Source organism: Vibrio ouci, assembly GCF_004551525.1.
GTDB classification, from domain to species: domain Bacteria; phylum Pseudomonadota; class Gammaproteobacteria; order Enterobacterales; family Vibrionaceae; genus Vibrio; species Vibrio ouci.
Genome location: NZ_SATR01000011.1, coordinates 109,769 through 126,832 on the forward strand (window position 1 = coordinate 109,769; position 17,064 = coordinate 126,832).

Annotated in this window: 18 protein-coding genes; 8 read left to right on the forward strand and 10 right to left on the reverse strand. The window is 46.0% G+C overall.

All coding sequences use genetic code 11. From position 1 onward, the window contains the following. Positions 1-77 precede the first annotated feature (77 nt). Positions 78-704: a uracil phosphoribosyltransferase gene (gene upp / locus ELS82_RS09470; protein ID WP_006881055.1), complete on the reverse strand. Its 627-nt coding sequence runs from the start codon at positions 702-704 to the stop codon at positions 78-80. Positions 705-881: 177 nt separating this feature from the next. Between upp and purM the strand changes: the two genes are divergently transcribed. The 5 genes from purM to ELS82_RS09495 all read left to right on the forward strand — a co-directional run bounded on the left by purM (position 882) and on the right by ELS82_RS09495 (position 3,878). After that, positions 882-1,922, forward strand: coding sequence for a phosphoribosylformylglycinamidine cyclo-ligase (gene purM, locus ELS82_RS09475; protein ID WP_134835269.1), 1,041 nt, complete (start codon positions 882-884; stop codon positions 1,920-1,922). Positions 1,923-1,924: 2 nt separating this feature from the next. Beyond that, positions 1,925-2,566: a phosphoribosylglycinamide formyltransferase gene (purN, locus tag ELS82_RS09480; protein WP_134835270.1), complete on the forward strand. Its 642-nt coding sequence runs from the start codon at positions 1,925-1,927 to the stop codon at positions 2,564-2,566. 120 nt (positions 2,567-2,686) lie between these two features. Then, positions 2,687-3,337 carry a tellurite resistance TerB family protein gene (locus ELS82_RS09485; RefSeq protein WP_134835271.1) on the forward strand — a complete coding sequence of 217 codons (651 nt, stop codon included), beginning with the start codon at positions 2,687-2,689 and terminating at the stop codon, positions 3,335-3,337. A gap of 122 nt (positions 3,338-3,459) precedes the next feature. After that, on the forward strand, positions 3,460-3,666 hold the full coding sequence (locus tag ELS82_RS09490) for a YaeP family protein (RefSeq protein WP_053440555.1): 207 nt from the start codon (positions 3,460-3,462) through the stop codon (positions 3,664-3,666). Beyond that, positions 3,666-3,878 carry a DUF4250 domain-containing protein gene (locus tag ELS82_RS09495; protein ID WP_134835272.1) on the forward strand — a complete coding sequence of 71 codons (213 nt, stop codon included), beginning with the start codon at positions 3,666-3,668 and terminating at the stop codon, positions 3,876-3,878. Before ELS82_RS09490 ends, ELS82_RS09495 begins: the two co-directional genes overlap by 1 nt. A 51-nt stretch (positions 3,879-3,929) precedes the next feature. Here ELS82_RS09495 and ELS82_RS09500 read toward each other — a convergent pair whose 3' ends face one another. Next, positions 3,930-4,283, reverse strand: coding sequence for a DUF3622 domain-containing protein (locus ELS82_RS09500; protein WP_134835273.1), 354 nt, complete (start codon positions 4,281-4,283; stop codon positions 3,930-3,932). Between the two features lie 429 nt (positions 4,284-4,712). Next, a complete protein-coding gene (gene purL / locus ELS82_RS09505) occupies positions 4,713-8,642 on the reverse strand; it encodes a phosphoribosylformylglycinamidine synthase (RefSeq protein ID WP_134835274.1) in 3,930 nt (1,309 codons plus the stop codon). A 351-nt stretch (positions 8,643-8,993) separates the two neighbouring features. Between purL and mltF the strand changes: the two genes are divergently transcribed. Both mltF and ELS82_RS26295 read left to right on the forward strand, forming a co-directional pair. Continuing rightward, a complete protein-coding gene (gene mltF / locus ELS82_RS09510; RefSeq protein WP_134835275.1) occupies positions 8,994-10,526 on the forward strand; it encodes a membrane-bound lytic murein transglycosylase MltF in 1,533 nt (510 codons plus the stop codon). 213 nt (positions 10,527-10,739) lie between these two features. Further along, the gene (locus ELS82_RS26295) at positions 10,740-10,877 is read left to right on the forward strand and encodes a hypothetical protein (RefSeq protein ID WP_167489281.1); all 138 of its coding nucleotides are present in this window, start codon (positions 10,740-10,742) and stop codon (positions 10,875-10,877) included. Positions 10,878-10,921: 44 nt separating this feature from the next. Here the strand turns inward: ELS82_RS26295 and tadA are convergent, their stop codons facing one another. The 6 genes from tadA to ELS82_RS09540 form a co-directional block, all read right to left on the reverse strand. Beyond that, on the reverse strand, positions 10,922-11,467 hold the full coding sequence (gene tadA, locus ELS82_RS09515; RefSeq protein ID WP_134835276.1) for a tRNA adenosine(34) deaminase TadA: 546 nt from the start codon (positions 11,465-11,467) through the stop codon (positions 10,922-10,924). Positions 11,468-11,763: 296 nt separating this feature from the next. After that, positions 11,764-13,323 (reverse strand): AbgT family transporter, encoded by a 1,560-nt coding sequence (locus tag ELS82_RS09520; RefSeq protein WP_134835277.1) that lies wholly within the window; start codon positions 13,321-13,323, stop codon positions 11,764-11,766. A 274-nt stretch (positions 13,324-13,597) separates the two neighbouring features. Beyond that, positions 13,598-14,020, reverse strand: a complete 423-nt coding sequence (locus ELS82_RS09525) for a type IV pilus modification PilV family protein (RefSeq protein ID WP_134835278.1) — start codon at positions 14,018-14,020, stop codon at positions 13,598-13,600. After that, complete coding sequence (locus ELS82_RS09530) at positions 14,010-15,254, reverse strand: hypothetical protein (RefSeq protein WP_134835279.1); 1,245 nt, start codon at positions 15,252-15,254, stop codon at positions 14,010-14,012. The genes ELS82_RS09525 and ELS82_RS09530 overlap by 11 nt, the downstream gene beginning before the upstream one ends. Continuing rightward, positions 15,251-15,901, reverse strand: a complete 651-nt coding sequence (locus ELS82_RS09535; RefSeq protein ID WP_134835280.1) for a PilW family protein — start codon at positions 15,899-15,901, stop codon at positions 15,251-15,253. Before ELS82_RS09535 ends, ELS82_RS09530 begins: the two co-directional genes overlap by 4 nt. Then, complete coding sequence (locus ELS82_RS09540; protein ID WP_134835281.1) at positions 15,882-16,388, reverse strand: GspH/FimT family pseudopilin; 507 nt, start codon at positions 16,386-16,388, stop codon at positions 15,882-15,884. Before ELS82_RS09540 ends, ELS82_RS09535 begins: the two co-directional genes overlap by 20 nt. Before the next feature lie 101 nt (positions 16,389-16,489). Here ELS82_RS09540 and ELS82_RS09545 point away from each other — a divergent pair, with 101 nt between their 5' ends. Beyond that, the gene (locus ELS82_RS09545; protein ID WP_134835282.1) at positions 16,490-16,921 is read left to right on the forward strand and encodes a type IV pilin protein; all 432 of its coding nucleotides are present in this window, start codon (positions 16,490-16,492) and stop codon (positions 16,919-16,921) included. 7 nt (positions 16,922-16,928) lie between these two features. Here ELS82_RS09545 and ELS82_RS09550 read toward each other — a convergent pair. Further along, positions 16,929-17,064, reverse strand: a 136-nt coding sequence (locus tag ELS82_RS09550; RefSeq protein WP_167489284.1) for a transposase, incomplete at its 5' end; no start/stop codon positions are given.

A 17,064-nucleotide genomic window follows, 5' to 3' on the forward strand; every position in this document is an offset into this window, starting at 1 on the left:
TCGTCGCTCTATGGAATGACAGGGCGTAAAAAAGGGAGCCAATCGGCTCCCTTTTAAAATCATTAAGTATCGACAGCTTATAGCGTACCGAAGATCTTATCACCAGCATCGCCTAGACCAGGAACGATGTAGCCTTTGTCATTTAGCTTCTCATCGATAGCCGCAGTGTAAAGCTCAACATCTGGGTGTGCTTTTTCTAGTGCTTCGATACCTTCTGGCGCAGCTACAAGAACAAGAACCTTGATTGCTTTACAACCTTTCTCTTTTAGAAGGTCGATAGTAGCGATCATAGAACCACCCGTTGCAAGCATTGGGTCAACAACAAGCGCAATACGCTCGTCCATGTTAGACGCTAGCTTGTTGAAGTATGGTACTGGCTCAAGAGTTTCTTCGTCACGGTAGATACCAACAACACTGATACGTGCACTTGGCATGTGCTCAAGAACACCATCCATCATACCTAGACCTGCACGTAGGATAGGCACTACAGTTACTTTCTTACCTTTGATTTGGTCCACTTCCACTGGACCGTTCCAACCTTCAATGGTTACTTTCTCTGTTTCAAAGTCTGCTGTTGCTTCGTAAGTCAGTAGGCTACCTACTTCTGTCGCTAGCTCACGGAAGCGCTTTGTGCTGATATCACCTTCTCGCATTAGACCAAGTTTATGCTTCACTAGAGGGTGTTTCACTTCAACAACTTTCATTTCCATCTCCGGATTTCAGGTAAAATTTAATCAAACCTCCAGATTATAAACGATTTCGTTCTCAATTTCTGCCTAATGATGGCATAAAAAAACTTGCGCAAACGTTTGCTATATAGGTTTATCCACTGTTAGAATAGCGCCGTTTTCATATCCAACTTAAAAACCGAGGACTTCCCTGTGAGTGCTGATAACACATCTCTTAGCTACAAAGACGCTGGCGTTGATATCGATGCAGGCAACGCGCTTGTTGACCGTATTAAAGGTGCTGTAAAACGTACACGTCGCCCAGAAGTAATGGGTGGTATTGGTGGTTTTGGCGCATTATGTGAACTGCCAACTAAATATAAGCAGCCAGTATTGGTTTCAGGTACTGACGGTGTGGGTACGAAACTTCGTCTTGCTTTGGATATGAAAAAGCACGACACCATCGGTGTTGACCTCGTTGCTATGTGTGTGAACGATCTTATTGTTCAAGGCGCAGAGCCACTATTCTTCCTAGATTACTACGCAACAGGCAAACTTGATGTTGATACTGCAGCAGACGTAGTCTCTGGTATTGCTGACGGCTGTGTACAAGCAGGTTGTGCGCTAATCGGTGGTGAAACGGCTGAAATGCCGGGTATGTACGAAGGTGAAGACTACGACGTTGCAGGCTTCTGTGTGGGTGTTGTAGAAAAAGAAGACGTAATCGACGGCACAAAAGTAGCCGCTGGTGACGCACTGATCGCAGTAGGTTCAAGCGGTCCTCACTCAAATGGTTACTCACTGATCCGTAAGATCCTTGAAGTATCTGGCGCAGACAAAAACGAAGAACTAGCAGGTCGCACTATCGGTGAGCACCTACTAGAACCAACAAAGATTTACATCAAATCAGCACTGAAAATGATTGAGAAACACGACATCCACGCAATTTCTCACATCACAGGTGGTGGTTTCTGGGAAAACATCCCACGCGTACTTCCTGAAGGCACTAAAGCGGTTGTTGATGGTAACAGCTGGGAGTGGCCAATCATCTTCAAATGGCTACAAGAGAAAGGCAACGTAACCACTTACGAAATGTACCGCACATTTAACTGTGGTGTAGGTCTTGTTGTGGCTCTACCTAAAGACCAAGCAGACGCAGCGGTTGCGCTATTAAACGCTGAAGGCGAAAACGCTTGGGTTATCGGTGAGATCGCAAACGCTGCAGCTGGCGAAGAACAAGTAGAGATCAAATAAGCATGAAAAGTATCGTCGTTTTAGTGTCGGGAAACGGTTCTAACCTGCAGGCAATCATTGATGCATGTGACAAGGACATTACTGGTGGTCGTGTGACTGCAGTATTTTCCAACAAAGCCAATGTCTATGCTTTAGAGCGCGCTGAGAAAGCCGGTGCTGCGGCACACTTCCTTGACCCTAAAGCCTTCGATACCCGTGATGCTTTTGACCATGAATTGATGAAGCAGATCGATGAATATAAGCCAGACGTCATCGTACTTGCTGGTTACATGCGTATTCTAAGTGGTGAATTCGTTCGCCACTACATGGGCCGCATGATCAATATTCACCCTTCTCTGCTACCTAAGTACCCAGGTCTTAATACTTACCAACGTGCTATCCACGCAGGTGATGAGGAGCATGGTACTAGCGTTCACTTTGTGACTGAGCAGCTTGATGGTGGTCCTGTTATTTTGCAGGCTAAAGTGCCCATTTTCGACGAAGATACGGTCGATACTCTAACTGAACGCGTTCAAACTCAAGAGCACAAAATCTACCCTATGGTGGTTAAGTGGTTAGTTGAAGAACGTTTAGTGATGAAAGATGAAAAAGAAGCTTACCTTGATGGTGACCTTCTTGGTATGCACGGTTACGCTGAAGAATAACATTCTCACTAGCACGATTTAAAAGGCGAGCTCACAGCTCGCCTTTTTTGTTTTGTGCCATTATTAATCCCCTATTCATCTTTACCCCATTAAGCTGTCAAAAAATGATGGAGGTAATCTATGGATCTTAAAAGCCTACTTAATCAAGCACTCAAGTCAGATATTGTCCAACAAGGGCAAGCTAAAATGAAAAACAGTTCGAGCTCTAGCAGCTTAAAGTCCCTTGGGGCTGGCGCTGTTGGAGGTGGCTTAGTGAGCCTACTCATGGGCTCTAAGAAGAGCAAAAAACTCGGTAAGAAGCTAGGTAAAAACACGCTCAAAGTCGGCGGTGTAGCTGTGCTTGGTGCACTGGCTTATAAGGTCTATAACGACTATCAAAGTAAGCAAACCTCCACTGGCACAACGGAAAGCTTCAATGCTCAAGACGATTACCACAGTGAACTGATTCTAAAAGCGATGATTGCTGCAGCCAAAGCAGATGGCCATGTGGACCAGCAAGAGATGGCGCACATTGAGTCGACGCTTGAACAATCTGTCGCAGACAACGCGCTACAGCAACTGGTGCATGAGGAATTAAATAAACCACTCGACCCTGCTGAAGTCGCTAGACTAGCCCGCTCACCTCAACAAGCATCAGAGGTTTACTTAGCCTCGCTCATTGTTATCGACGAACAAAACTTTATGGAAAAAGCCTACTTACAAGAGCTAGCAAAACAGCTTCGTTTAGACGGAGAAGTGACCTATCAACTAGAGCAACAACTGCAAAATTAATTTCTCTGTATAATTCTCAAGCACTACTCGACAAGGCTTGAGCTAGAACAAGCTTAAGCTTTGAGTTTACTAAACTGAGTGTGTATATTTGAGAGCAGTTATCATTTATTGGAGTTGAAGCTATGCAAGTATATGGCTGTTGTGAACTGGTTCGTGAGCTGTACGCTCAAATCGGCAGTGGTGACCAAGCGTATGTCCCACAAGCAATTTCATGCGCAGTAAGAGCGTTGAATGATATTGCGGCGGATGAGTCTCTACCGAAAGAAGCGCGTGATAAAGCCGCCTTTGCTGCTGCAAACCTACTTATTTCCGACTTCGAGGATAAGTAATGAATCTGGCGAACTTTGAAAGCATGGATCCGATTATGTTGATGAGTATCGTCAACATGAAGCTACGTGATGATTTTGGCGGTGACTTGGACAAACTTGTTGCTTACTTCGATATCGATAAAAGCGCCTTAGAAGCAAAGCTCGCCACTGCTGGTTTTGACTTTTTGCCAGATGCGGGTCAGTTTCGTTACCCCCCCCCCACCAAATACTAGATGCAAAAAAACCGCCCTATTAGGCGGTTTTTTATTTGCAATGAATCGCGATTATTCTTCGTCGAAGAAATCGTCTTCATCATCAAATTCAGCTTGTGCTGCTGCAGCAAGTTTCGCTTCTTCAATACGGCGCGCTTTCTTTTCTGCAGCTTCTTGCGCTAGACGCTCTTCACGTTCAACGCGAACCTTACGTGCTTCGCCTTTACGTTCGTTACGAACTGCTTGATTCTGAACAAAGCCCGCAAGCTCTTTTTCAGCCCACTCTTGAGCTTGAGCTTCAGTTTCAAAGCCTGTTTCACGCTTAGATACTGACGTTTTACGTGAAGTCACTTGGCGTGTGATCTCTGCACACCAACCGTTACGTTTTTCTGTAACACGAATGGCAAATTTTTTGTTGTTCGACATATTCATTTCCTAAGGGATTATTGAGGGATATAGCCATCCCTTGGCAAGCGCGGTATTAGAGCGCAAAAATGCGCCGTTTACCAATAGTTTCTTTAGTTGAGGCGCTAATTATTTACAGTGTCATCCTCAAGAGTAAGAACGAACGAGTTGGGGATCTCTCAAAGCAAGTAGAAAACTCACAGAGATTCCCTACTCTCTCATGCTTCGCTCTATGGAATGACCACGGTCAATGACGTCATCCTCAAGAGTGAGGGTCGAACGAGTTGGGGATCTCTCAAAGCAAGTAGAAAACTAACTGAGATCCCCTACTCCCTCATGCTTCGGTCTATGGAATGACGGTGGACTAACTTATGTTTATCAAATAAAAAGCGCAGACCTTTCGATCTGCGCTTTAACTATGCTGCTAGGCAAAAACTAACGTCTTCTCAATTAACCGACATTCTTACGTGCGTTTTGGAACATACGCATCCAAGCGCCGTTCTCACCCCAACCTTCAGGGGACCATGAGTTCGCCACTGTGCGGAATACACGCTCAGGGTGCGGCATCATGATAGTTACTCGGCCATCGGTCGTTGTTAGACCTGTGATAGCGTTTGGTGAACCGTTCGGGTTGTTCGGGTATTGCTGCGTTGGGTTACCATGGTTATCGACGTAACGAACTGCAACTGTACCTGACGCTTCAATCGCAGCTAGGTGGTCAGCATCACGCACTTCTACACGACCTTCACCGTGAGAAACTGCGATTGGCATACGAGAACCTTCCATGCCGTTGAAGAATACAGAATCGGACTTCTGAACTTCGACTAGGCTGAAGCGAGCTTCAAAACGCTCAGATTCGTTACGTACGAAACGTGGCCATAGGTCTGCACCCGGAATTAGCTTTTTCAGGTTCGATAGCATCTGACAGCCATTACACACACCTAGAGAGAAGGTATCTTCACGCTTAAAGAAGCCTTCAAACTGGTTACGAGCATCTTCGTTGAACAAGATAGACTTCGCCCAACCTTCACCCGCACCTAGTACGTCACCGTAAGAGAAACCACCACAAGCTACTAGGCCTTGGTACTCTTCTAGTACCGCTTGACCCGTTAGGATGTCGCTCATGTGAATATCTGTTGCTTCAAAGCCTGCACGGTCAAATGCTGCTGCCATTTCAACATGAGAGTTAACACCCTGTTCACGCAGGATTGCCATCTTAGGCTTCGCACCCTTGTTTATCATAGAACCGGCAATGTAAGGTGCCGCGATGTCTTCGTTTACGTCGAAGCTTAGCTTAACGTTCAGACCTGGGTCTGAGTTGTCTTTCTTCGCTTCATGTTCTTGGTCTGCACATGCTGTGTTATCACGCAGTGATTGCATCTTATGCGTTGTTTCAGCCCAGATGGTACGCAGTTCAGTACGGTTGCGCTCTAGAACTACTGTTTCACCAGACTTAATCACTAACTCATCAGACGCTTCAACTGAGCCGATTACATGTGAACACGTTTCTAGACCATTGGCTGCCAGCGTAGAAAGTACCGCATCTAGGTCATCGTTCTTAACCTGTAGAACGGCACCTAGCTCTTCGTTGAATAGCGCAGCCAGTGCATCGTCACCTAGCTCTGTGATGTTAGCTTTAACACCACAGTGACCGGCAAATGCCATCTCAGCAAGAGTAACCAATAGACCGCCATCACCTTTATCGTGGTAAGCGATAACTTGGTCTTTTGCTACTAGAGCTTGAACACCTTCGTAGAAACCTTTTAGCTGCGCTGCGTTGTCTACGTCTGCTGGCTTATCACCAAGCTGCTTGTAAACCTGCGCCAGTGCTGTAGCACCTAGACGGTTCTGACCGTTACCTAGGTCAATCAGTACTAAGCTCGAAGCGCCTTTGTCAGTACGAAGTTGAGGCGTGATTGTCTTACGAACATCTTCAACGCGAGCAAACGCAGTAATTACTAGAGAAAGTGGCGACGTGACTTCTTTCTGCTCGCCGTTCTCTTCCCACTTAGTCTTCATCGACATTGAGTCTTTACCCACAGGGATAGTCAGACCAAGCGCAGGACATAGCTCTTCACCGACTGCTTTCACCGCTTCATAAAGACCGGCATCTTCACCTGGGTGACCTGCTGGAGACATCCAGTTAGCCGACAGTTTAATGTGTTTGATATCGCCAATGTTGGTCGCTGCGATGTTCGTGATGGCCTCACCCACCGCAAGGCGTGCTGATGCACCGAAGTCTAATAGAGCAACTGGTGTACGCTCACCCATCGACATTGCTTCACCGTGGTAAGTGTCGTAGCTTGCCGCTGTCACTGCGCAGTTCGCTACTGGTACTTGCCATGGACCAACCATTTGGTCACGTGCAACAAGGCCAGTAACCGTGCGGTCACCGATGGTGATAAGGAATGTTTTCTCTGCAACCGTTGGTAGACGCAGTACGCGGTCAACCGCATCATTTAGCTCAATACCGTCACGGTTAATTGCAGGGTTGTTCGCTTTTAGCGTTTTCGCATCACGGTGCATCTTAGGCGTCTTACCTAATAAGATGTCCATTGGCATGTCGATTGGCGTGTTGTCGAAGTGTGAATCTTCAAGTTTCAGTTCACGCTCTTCAGTCGCAACACCAACAACAGCATACGGTGCACGCTCACGCTTACAGATAGCATCGAATGCTGCCATGTTCTCAGGCGCAACTGCCATTACGTAGCGTTCTTGTGATTCGTTACACCAGATCTCAAGTGGGCTCATGCCTGGTTCGTCATTTGGTACGTCACGCAGTTGGAAGATACCACCACGCTCGCCATCGTCCACAAGCTCTGGAAGTGCGTTAGAGATACCACCCGCGCCAACATCATGGATGAATGCGATTGGGTTAGCATCGCCTAGCTGCCAACAACGGTCGATAACTTCCTGACAACGGCGCTCCATCTCTGGGTTTTCACGCTGTACTGAAGCAAAGTCTAGATCTTCTGCTGATTGGCCAGATGCCATAGAAGATGCCGCGCCGCCACCTAGGCCGATGTTCATCGCTGGACCACCAAGCACGATTAGGCTTGCACCCACTGGGATCTCTTTCTTCTGAACGTGCTCGTCACGGATGTTACCCATACCACCAGCAATCATGATTGGCTTGTGGTAACCACGAACTTCTTCACCCGCGTGAGAGTTTACTTTCTCTTCGTAAGTACGGAAGTAACCTAGTAGGTTTGGACGACCAAATTCGTTGTTAAACGCCGCGCCACCTAATGGGCCTTCTAGCATGATATCTAGTGCGTTAACAATGCGGCCTGGCTTGCCGAAGTCTGTTTCCCATGGCTGTTCAAAGCCAGGAATACGTAAGTTTGAAGTTGTGAAACCAACGAGACCTGCTTTTGGCTTACCACCAATACCTGTCGCGCCTTCGTCACGGATTTCACCACCAGAACCTGTCGAAGCGCCCGGCCAAGGAGAGATAGCCGTTGGGTGGTTGTGCGTTTCCACCTTCATTAGTATGTGCGCTTTCTCTTGGTTGTAACCGTACTGGCGAGTCTCTGGGTTCGGGAAGAAACGACCAACTTCAGAACCCACCATTACCGCTGCGTTATCTTTATACGCAGACAGCACGTTTTCTGGTGTGGTTTCGAAAGTGTTCTTGATCATTTTGAACAGCGACTTCTCTTGCTTAACGCCGTCGATAGTCCAGTCTGCGTTGAAGATCTTGTGACGACAGTGCTCTGAGTTCGCCTGAGCAAACATCATAAGTTCAATATCGGTTGGGTTACGATCGAGCTTGTTTACGAAGCTATCGTACAGATATTCGATTTCATCATCGGCAAGTGCAAGACCTAGGGTAACGTTTGCTTTTTCAAGCGCAGCACGACCACCAGCAAGTAGATCAACATCCGCTACTGGTGCAGGCTCTGCCACTTGGAAAAGCGCCGCTGCTGAGTCGAAGTCAGTGAAGATCACTTCCATCATGCGGTCATGCAGAATCGCTTTAAGCTCAACCAGTTGAAGCTCAGAAAGTTCAGATGATGTTTCGATGTAGTAAGCCGTACCGCGCTCTAGGCGAGCAACTTTAGCTAGGCCACAGTTATTCGCGATGTCGGTAGACTTAGAAGACCAAGGTGAGATAGTACCAGGACGAGGAGTCGCAAGTAGAAGCAGACCTTCTGGCTGGTGCTTTTCACCATTCTCGTCAAAAGAAAGTGTCGGACCGTAAGTCAGTAGTTTTTCTAGTTTCTCAACTTCAGACGCATCTAGGTCTGCCGTTAGATCTGCAAAGTGTGCAAACTCAGCGTAAATACCTGTTACAGGTAGGCCTAGTTCACGACAAAGCTCTAGAAGCTTGTTAACACGAAATTCAGATAGAGCTGGGGAGCCACGAAAAATTCTCATGTACTTAGGTCTCTTATGCAATTGATTAAGGTGATATTGGAATAAATTCAGTGGGTTAAAATCTTCTAGAGCATCTAATTGTTCTATACATTTCACTGTTTTCTTCGAAGCTATTCCGAAGGTTTTTCAAACCTATGCCGATTCCACCTCTTCGTTGCGAGCGCATTATATAGCAATTGTTTTTGTGATGTAACACCAAAAGCAACCGTTTGCGTCATTTTTTTCGTCAATTTTGAATTTCGACAGAAAACGCTATTTATTGTTCTCTATTACTAAGAGTTACTGTGATTGTCTTGCCTTGTTATACCACTTTGATATAAATGCCCTACTGGATGTATGAGATTGCCGTGAATGAAGAAGCATTACCTAACCCAACTAAAATCACTCTGTTTATTATTTGCCAGCGCATTGGTGCTATCTGGCTGCCAAATCGAATCAGAACCTAAGAGTGACCTCGATTTAATTAAAGAGCGTGGCGTATTGCGCGTGGGGACGTTGAACAACCAACTCTCTTACTATATCGGCCCTGATGGCCCTGCCGGTCTGGATTATGAATTAGCACGTGAATTTGCTAATGAGCTAGGCGTACAACTTGAAATGAAACCGGCCTATCGCATTTCTAGCCTCTACCCTGCGCTAGAAAAAGGCGAGATCGATATCATCGCGGCTGGATTAAGCCAATCTCCCGAACGTTTAAAAACATTTCGACCGGGCCCGGCTTACTACTATGTCAGTCAACAAGTCATCTATAAGAAAGGCAGTTGGCGTCCACGTAACCTAGAGCAGTTACTAGATAGACAAGCGAAACTCATCGAAGAAAACGAGGGGAACGATGTGTTAAGTATCGTTAGTGACTCGCACTTCAACCAAACACTAGCGGCGATTAAAGCGCAGCACCCTGACTTTTCTTACCACATTGATCCGAATGCTGATGTAAATGATCTACTCAAGAAAGTCTCTAAAGGTGAACTGCGTTTTACCCTAGCTGACTCCGTTGAGTTGTCACTGTCTCAACGTATTTACCCTGATGTTGCGTTAGCGTTCGAACTTACTGAAGACCAACCTATTTCTTGGTTCTTAAGCCGTTCACAAGATGAGAGCTTATACGGCTTGCTAATTGAATTCTTTGGCAGCATTAAGCAATCAGGCCACTTAGCCTCTCTGGAAGAAAAATATATTGGTCACGTAGGCAGCTTTGACTATGTGGATACGCGCGCCTTCATTCGTGCGCTCGACTCAAAACTTCCTAAATGGTCACCACTATTTAAAAAGTACTCCGATGAATTTGACTGGCGCTTAGTCGCTGCATTGGGCTATCAAGAATCCCACTGGAACCCGACAGCGAAATCACCAACGGGGGTTCGCGGTATGATGATGCTGACGCTACCAACAGCAAAAAGTGTTGGGGTGACCGATCGCCTCGATCCAGAGCAGTCAGTTCGTGGTGGTGTTGAGTACTTACGTAGAATGGTGTCGCGCATTCCTGACTCAATTGAAGAGCATGAGAAGATTTGGTTTGCTTTAGCCTCTTATAACGTCGGTTATGGTCACATGATGGATGCCCGTCGTTTGACGAAAAAACAAGGCGGCAACCCAGATGCGTGGTCTGACGTTAAAGATCGCCTACCGCTACTGCGTCAGAAGAAATACTACAGCCAAACCCGCTATGGCTTTGCTCGAGGTGATGAAGCGCGTAATTACGTTGAAAACATTCGTCGTTACTACCAGAGCATTATCGGTCATGTTGAACAACAAACTGCAGACAATGACGATGTCAGTATCGACGATCTGAAAGTGATTCAAGTAGCCGATGTGGCCGTTTCTGGTGCCCAAGCGACATCAGAAGCATCAGCGGCAGAACCTACCCTCAACGAAGAACAATAGATTCATTTAGACTAAGTGCGCAGTTTTTGAACAAAGATTGCGCACTTGAATTGTTCTGATGTAACCCATACATAATATCGTGTCCAAGATCACTTGCGAAGTTTCTTAAAACAGTAACAATTGCAGGGTATAAATCCCGTATTGCCGGAATATCAATTACCTTTGCACTGTTCCGCATGTGATTTGTTTTTAACCATGATAGGAGGTTGTTTTATGCTTAGACGTAAAATGCAGTCAAAACGCCTTAATAAAACTGTTGCCGCAAACCGCCGTAAGCGCATGCTAAGCAACAACAAGAAAAAGGTGATTGCACGTCACCGCGCATTTATGCAGCTCATCACTGAGGCATAATCCTGAGAGCAAACATCTTCTGATAAGATGTTTGCTTGAAATCCCTACCCTTCTTTTTTCTGCACTTTCTTTGCTTCATGCATACGCGTAAAACGTGTTGCCTTACGTTCTTTCTTCTTCTCTTTACGACGACGTTTAAAGAAAGCTTGAAGTTGAACTCGGCATTCATCCTCTAATAGCCCTTTTTCAACATCCGCGTAGTGATACGCCGCTTGGTGTTCAAACAAGTTAAGTACCGTACCCGCAGCTCCAGCCTTTAAGTCTGGCGCACCAAATACAATGCGTTTTACTCGGCTATGTAACAGCGCCCCTGCACACATAGGGCAAGGCTCTAACGTCACGTAAAGGGTGGTATCTAGCAATCGATAATTCTCTAGTGCTAATCCCGCTTTGCGGATAGTCTGCATTTCCGCATGGGCGGTCGCGTCATGCTGACTAATTGACTCATTCCAACCTTCCGCAATGATTTCACCATCCTTAACTAACACAGCACCGACTGGCACTTCACCTTGTGTTTCAGCATGTGCAGCCAGCTCCATCGCGCGGCGCATAAACAGTTCATCTTGAGGGGTAAATTGAGATTCTGACAAAGAAAACTCCGGTTATATGAGTAAACGACTAGAGGTAGTAAATTCTACCCGTATGGACGAGGAAGTGAAAGCAGGACGCAGAGCAACTCACGCAAGCTAAGCTTCCCTGCTAAAAAAAGAAAGCGCCAGTCTTTCGACCAGCGCTTTTAAATTCCTAATACCTAAATAGTTGGTGTTGTAGCTAGGCAACAAGCAAGTTCAGCCCTATGAGCATAGAGGCTCTATGTGATTAGGGCGGCCGGCGATCCGGTGAACTTGCGCAGTTAACAACGCTACAGCGCCAAATATGACGGTATTTACATTGTGTATGTGTAAGGTGCTTGGATACCTAGAGGAATACCTAGCATCCAGTAAGCCACTAGGAAGATTGACCAACCGATTAGCATTGCAATCGAGAATGGCATCATCAGTGACGCTAGAGTACCGATACCTGTCGACTTCACGTAACGCTGACAGTAAACCACCACTAGTGGGAAGAATACCATTAGAGGAGAAATGATGTTCGATACTGAGTCACCAACACGGTAAGCCGCTTGCGATAGCTCAGGAGAGATACCAACCGCCATTAACATTGGAACTAGGATTGGACCAATTAGAGCCCACTTCGCTGATGCAGAGCCGATTAGAAGGTTTACAGAAGCTGTTAGTAGAATCATACCAATGATGGTTGCTTCACCTGGTAGGTTCATCGCTTTCAGACCTTCTGCACCATATAGCGCTAGCATGGTACCGATGTTTGACTGCGCGAATGCAGATAGGAACTGTGCACAGAAGAACGACATTACGATGTAAGCGCCCATTGTAGACATAGTATCCGCCATCGCTTTGATGATGTCGTTACTTGTCTTGAACGTGCCAGACACTCGGCCGTAAACGTAACCAGGAATGATGAACAGAATGAAGATCAATGGAACGATAGACTTCATTAGCGGTGCTGAGAACGCTGTGATTTCACCTTCAGGAGAACGCAATGCTGAGTTCTCTGGAATGATTGCAGCAATAAGAACCGCAATACCTGCCATCATCGCCCAACCTGCGTAACGGAACGCTTTAGACTCAAGCTCAGTGAAAGAACCTAGATCCGGTGCTTTCTCTGCATCTTCATCAATTGGTGTGTTCGCTAGGCGTGGTTCAATGATCTTCTCTGTTACATACCAACCGATAGCAACGATGATGATTGAAGATAGGCCAGTGAAGAAAATGTTCGCTAGTGGGTTTACCACGTACTCAGGGTCAAGTACTTGCGCCGCTGTCTGAGTGAAGCCCGCTAGTAGAGGATCGATACCTGACGGGATAAAGTTTGCAGAGAAACCACCCGATACACCCGCAAACGCAGCAGCAATACCCGCTAGAGGGTGACGGCCAGCAGCGTGGAAGATGATACCACCTAGAGGGATAACCAGTACGTAGCCTGCATCAGCAGCTGTGTGTGACACGATAGCCACTAGAATTAGCATTGGAGTCAGAAGCTTCGCTGGAGTGAAGTTAAGCATCTTCTTAAGGCCTGTTGTAATAAAGCCTGAAGAGTCAGAAACACCAACACCTAACATCGCAACAAGTACGATACCTAGTGGTGCAAAGCCTGTGAATGTGGTCACCATGTTCGCAAGGAAGCTTGCTAGAGATTCGCCAGTCAAAAGGTTGTTGATTGCAAGCGCTTCACCCGAACGTGGGTTAATAAGATCAAACGAAATGTTTGAAAGTAGAGCAGATGCTGCCCAAGTAATGACCAATGCCCAGAAGAACAAAATTGCAGGATCAGGAATTTTATTACCTGCTCGTTCAATAAAGTTTAAGAAGCGATCCATCCCACTCGGCTTTTCGGATGGTGCCTTATTAATTGCTTGGTTACTCATGGTAACTCCATATGTGATGTTGTTGCCGTAGACCTTTGTGCATTTATTATGTCGGTCTATTTTTCACTAAGCATTCTATTAAATCCGCTTACAGAAAGCACAATGTTCTATAGTTTTTTCCATATTTGGAGACATATTTTGCAAAAACGCCATCAACGTGCAACAAATAATCCACATATTTATCATCAATAAATAAACAATATTCCAACTAATTTTAAATATATAACATGGCGTTTTAAAAGATACTTAATCACTCAGACAAAGATGCATCTAATTACATATCAAATTCACTATGACTAGATAGCATCGATTTCACCGTCACTGACTGAGTAACGCCGACTCGATCGCTCCACTCTGCCGTTACCGAAATGCTTTTTAATGATGACGAAAGAGACATGCTAGGAACCGATATCGACCAGCGCAGCGCGTAGGGAGCATAGCTGGTTGTATCGCTACCACTTGTCAGTGATGAGAACTCTGCGACAGAGCGACCAGAAGCCACAGACGATGCTCCCCTAGTTCGAAACCACTCCAACTTACGCTCAGCTAAATTAAGTGCTTGGTGACTATTGAGAGCAAAGTCTGCCCGCTGCTCTACGTACGACTGCATTTTTATAAGACCCAGCGCAGCTACTCCAATCAATAAAAACGCGATCAGCATTTCCAATAAGCTGAAGCCATTTTGTTTATTCAACATTCCAACTCCCGGCAAGCGATGTCAGTACCTTAGGTGGATTACTCAAGCTATTTGCAGATGAGTAGTCAATGCTATATGAGCCGTTTAGTACAACTTCAGCGCCTTCTGCATCAAACATCATCCCACCTTTCGGCTTAAAAGCGCCGTTATCAAAGTAGACGGTTGTTGGGCCTAAATAACTTTGAATTGCCGCTTTGAAGGAGACGTCATTCCAATAACTCGCGATATTAGCTAGGGAGAACTCACTTGATGTCATATCCACCATATGATAGATAGAACCTTCAAACACCATCGAGCCATGCGCAGCGAACAAGCCGTTTTCCACAACAAGAGAGTAAGCGCCATGAATAATGACTGGCGAGTCAATAATGCAGTGCCCCTCGATCCATAGTTTTTGCACTCCCGCATTAGAGTGAGTTTGAATCACGTCAGCGCAATCGTGACCGTCAACAACCGTTGCTAGCGATACCACTTGATAATGACTTTTCACCTCTGCAAGGTTGCTGAACGTTTTGTCCAAACCAAAGTAATTTTTAAATGGCTCAAGGCCAGTGTCTTGTTTGTAGTCTTGTTTAAACAAACCGATATCGACTGAGGTATTACTACTGACTGAGTTAGTAGTTTTATGTGTATTAGCGCACTCGCCGTTAAAAACGCTGTAAGGAGCCCCCGCTGAGGGGTCTCGAGTTATGAGCTGATCCGAAGAGGTGGTCGTTTGATAACTCACTTGGTGTTTATACCGCACCGCAATACAGTCATACGTTCCTGCTGAGTTTTTGCTTCTCGGAACATCGGGCGAAATCTCAGCACTGCCTCTGATCCTAAGATCGGCCGTGGTTTGAATCGCACCCAGTCCGGTTTTCGCGGCGTATAAAAACTGCTTGGTAATCGCGTGACTGTCACTTTTAGCACGAATCACATAGCGATCAGTACCGATGGGATAACTGTAGAGTTCAGTTAGATTCAAATCCGTTTTACAAATATCATCGAGTAGGATATTCGCCGCCGAAGAAAGCATATTAAGCTGCGAAGGCTCTGCGGATATATAGGCGTAAAGACACTCTATTCCACCCTCAACTTGCCAGTGAGCTTGACGATCTTTGAGTTCATTTTGCGCGCGTTTGATTTGATAGAAAACAGATTTGTAAGAGCTCAATGACAGCATCAATGCCGCAGCTAGCAGTATCGACACAACCATCAAGGTCACAACCCCTCGCTGATGCACGCCTCTCATTGCCAATTTCTCTGCATCAGTTCAATACGGGTTTGATACTCGATACTCGGATCCAACACCAAATGCCCAGCGACATCTAAAGTGAGCCACTGACTAGACGCGCTAGTGCCTGATATAAGCGTCGATTCAGCTTCAAATTGGGAGATAGAGATCTGCTTCGGGTCGAACAAATTAAAACAATAGCCACCGCTGCCAGATAAGCTTGCCGCTGAGACAGTCAATGGCAGCGGAGAATGCTTTTCACACACCTTGAGCATATCGCCTTGCGTAGAAGTTAAAGCAACTTCCCTTTTATACACCACACTGCGAAACGCATGACTGCCTGATGAAGCAACACGATAGGTATAACCGAGCAAGTCCGAACTTGGATGTAGATGGACACTGCTTAGCGCACCTGATAAAAGCAACGAACTGGAATCGACTCCGTCAAAGCCTGCTCTTTGAACATCCTCTTTAATCTGCTGCACCACACTCGATATGTTCTGAGTGAGTAACAGCACTTTCACCCTATCAATGGCCAGCTTCTGACCTGTAAGATAAATAGTGCCAACTAAGCCAATCGCCATAACACCAATCAAGCAAGAAACCATCAGCTCAATTAATGAGCCTCCCGCTTGCTTGCAGCGCTTAACAACTCGGATAGCCAAACCATGCCCCTCCCTCACCACAAATGACGATTCGACTTGCCGCGTAAGCACTCTTTAACCTTAATACCTTGCTTGTTTGCCCCTCTATATAAAACTTGAGATGACCGTCTTTGACTTTTCCTCGCGTACCATCGAACTTAATTTGGTCAGAGGTATAGCCTGAAAATAGAACGATATGATGATAAGCGTCGCCACTTAAGATCAGCAGTTGATTCCCTGAGTTAGGAGTCACTGAGTCGGTCAAAATGAGCTTCCACTCCCCGGCACGGCTTGGGTTCGTCGTCAAAGAGATATGTGCCCAAAGACTTTGGTTTCTCCACACCGCCTCTGATTTAGCTTGAATCAAATAGTTGTGCAGCTCGCCAGCAAAGCGGCTGATTTGGGCCTCTCTAACCAAAGCTGAAAAGTTCGGAGCAGCGGTTGCGAGCAAAACGCCCAGTACTGTTAAAGTGATGACTAACTCAAGGAGTGTAAACCCGCGAGACATTTCCCAGTTTCCTATGTAAAGCCATGTGAGGCATTTTTCCTTCTTGAACCCATGCTATCAGCTAATAAAAATGGTCGGGAAATCAAAGGGAAGCGTTAGGAATGATTCGAAGAAACAGCTGTAAGTTGCGCAAGAAAGAAGTAAAGGGAATGACACTGATCGAACTAATCTTAGTCGTGGCTATTATCGCTGTCTTGGCAAGTATTGCCTACCCGAGCTATCAGCAGCATGTTCTAAAAGCGCATCGAATAGCCGCATTGAGTGACTTAGCAAAGGTACAGCTAGAACTCGAAAGGAATTACCACGGTAGCTATGTTTCCGCGGCGCAAGCGGTTCTACCTGGAGGCGTGTGTAACTTTTGTAGCCTAGACCAAGAGCAGTTTGAACTCTCAGTCTCGTCAGCGTTAACAAGCTATACCATTACGGCAAGGGCGAAGGGGAGTCAAACCAAGGATGAATGTGCCAGCAATACCTATAGTGAACTGACGCTCAACAACATTGGACAACATACGCCAAGCAATTGCTGGCAATAAAAAAGGTTCATCGTGGCTTTCCGGGGAAAGCCGCTTTTATCTTTAAGAAGAAGTAATCGGTATCTCTATAGCCATATCCCATCCGCTTGATTAATTTTATCTTGTTGTTTATTCCTTCGAGGGTGCAAGTATTCAGCGGATAA

Bases quoted from the DNA above. Each gene is read 5' to 3' on its own strand.
- upp (WP_006881055.1), bottom strand. From the start codon at position 704: ATGAAAGTTGTTGAAGTGAAACACCCTCTAGTGAAGCATAAACTTGGT.
- purN (WP_134835270.1), top strand. From the start codon at position 1,925: ATGAAAAGTATCGTCGTTTTAGTGTCGGGAAACGGTTCTAACCTGCAG.
- ELS82_RS09485 (WP_134835271.1), top strand. From the start codon at position 2,687: ATGGATCTTAAAAGCCTACTTAATCAAGCACTCAAGTCAGATATTGTC.
- ELS82_RS09490 (WP_053440555.1), top strand. From the start codon at position 3,460: ATGCAAGTATATGGCTGTTGTGAACTGGTTCGTGAGCTGTACGCTCAA.
- ELS82_RS09495 (WP_134835272.1), top strand. From the start codon at position 3,666: ATGAATCTGGCGAACTTTGAAAGCATGGATCCGATTATGTTGATGAGT.
- ELS82_RS09500 (WP_134835273.1), bottom strand. From the start codon at position 4,283: ATGTCGAACAACAAAAAATTTGCCATTCGTGTTACAGAAAAACGTAAC.
- purL (WP_134835274.1), bottom strand. From the start codon at position 8,642: ATGAGAATTTTTCGTGGCTCCCCAGCTCTATCTGAATTTCGTGTTAAC.
- mltF (WP_134835275.1), top strand. From the start codon at position 8,994: ATGAAGAAGCATTACCTAACCCAACTAAAATCACTCTGTTTATTATTT.
- ELS82_RS26295 (WP_167489281.1), top strand. From the start codon at position 10,740: ATGCTTAGACGTAAAATGCAGTCAAAACGCCTTAATAAAACTGTTGCC.
- ELS82_RS09520 (WP_134835277.1), bottom strand. From the start codon at position 13,323: ATGAGTAACCAAGCAATTAATAAGGCACCATCCGAAAAGCCGAGTGGG.
- ELS82_RS09525 (WP_134835278.1), bottom strand. From the start codon at position 14,020: ATGTTGAATAAACAAAATGGCTTCAGCTTATTGGAAATGCTGATCGCG.
- ELS82_RS09530 (WP_134835279.1), bottom strand. From the start codon at position 15,254: ATGAGAGGCGTGCATCAGCGAGGGGTTGTGACCTTGATGGTTGTGTCG.
- ELS82_RS09540 (WP_134835281.1), bottom strand. From the start codon at position 16,388: ATGTCTCGCGGGTTTACACTCCTTGAGTTAGTCATCACTTTAACAGTA.
- ELS82_RS09545 (WP_134835282.1), top strand. From the start codon at position 16,490: ATGATTCGAAGAAACAGCTGTAAGTTGCGCAAGAAAGAAGTAAAGGGA.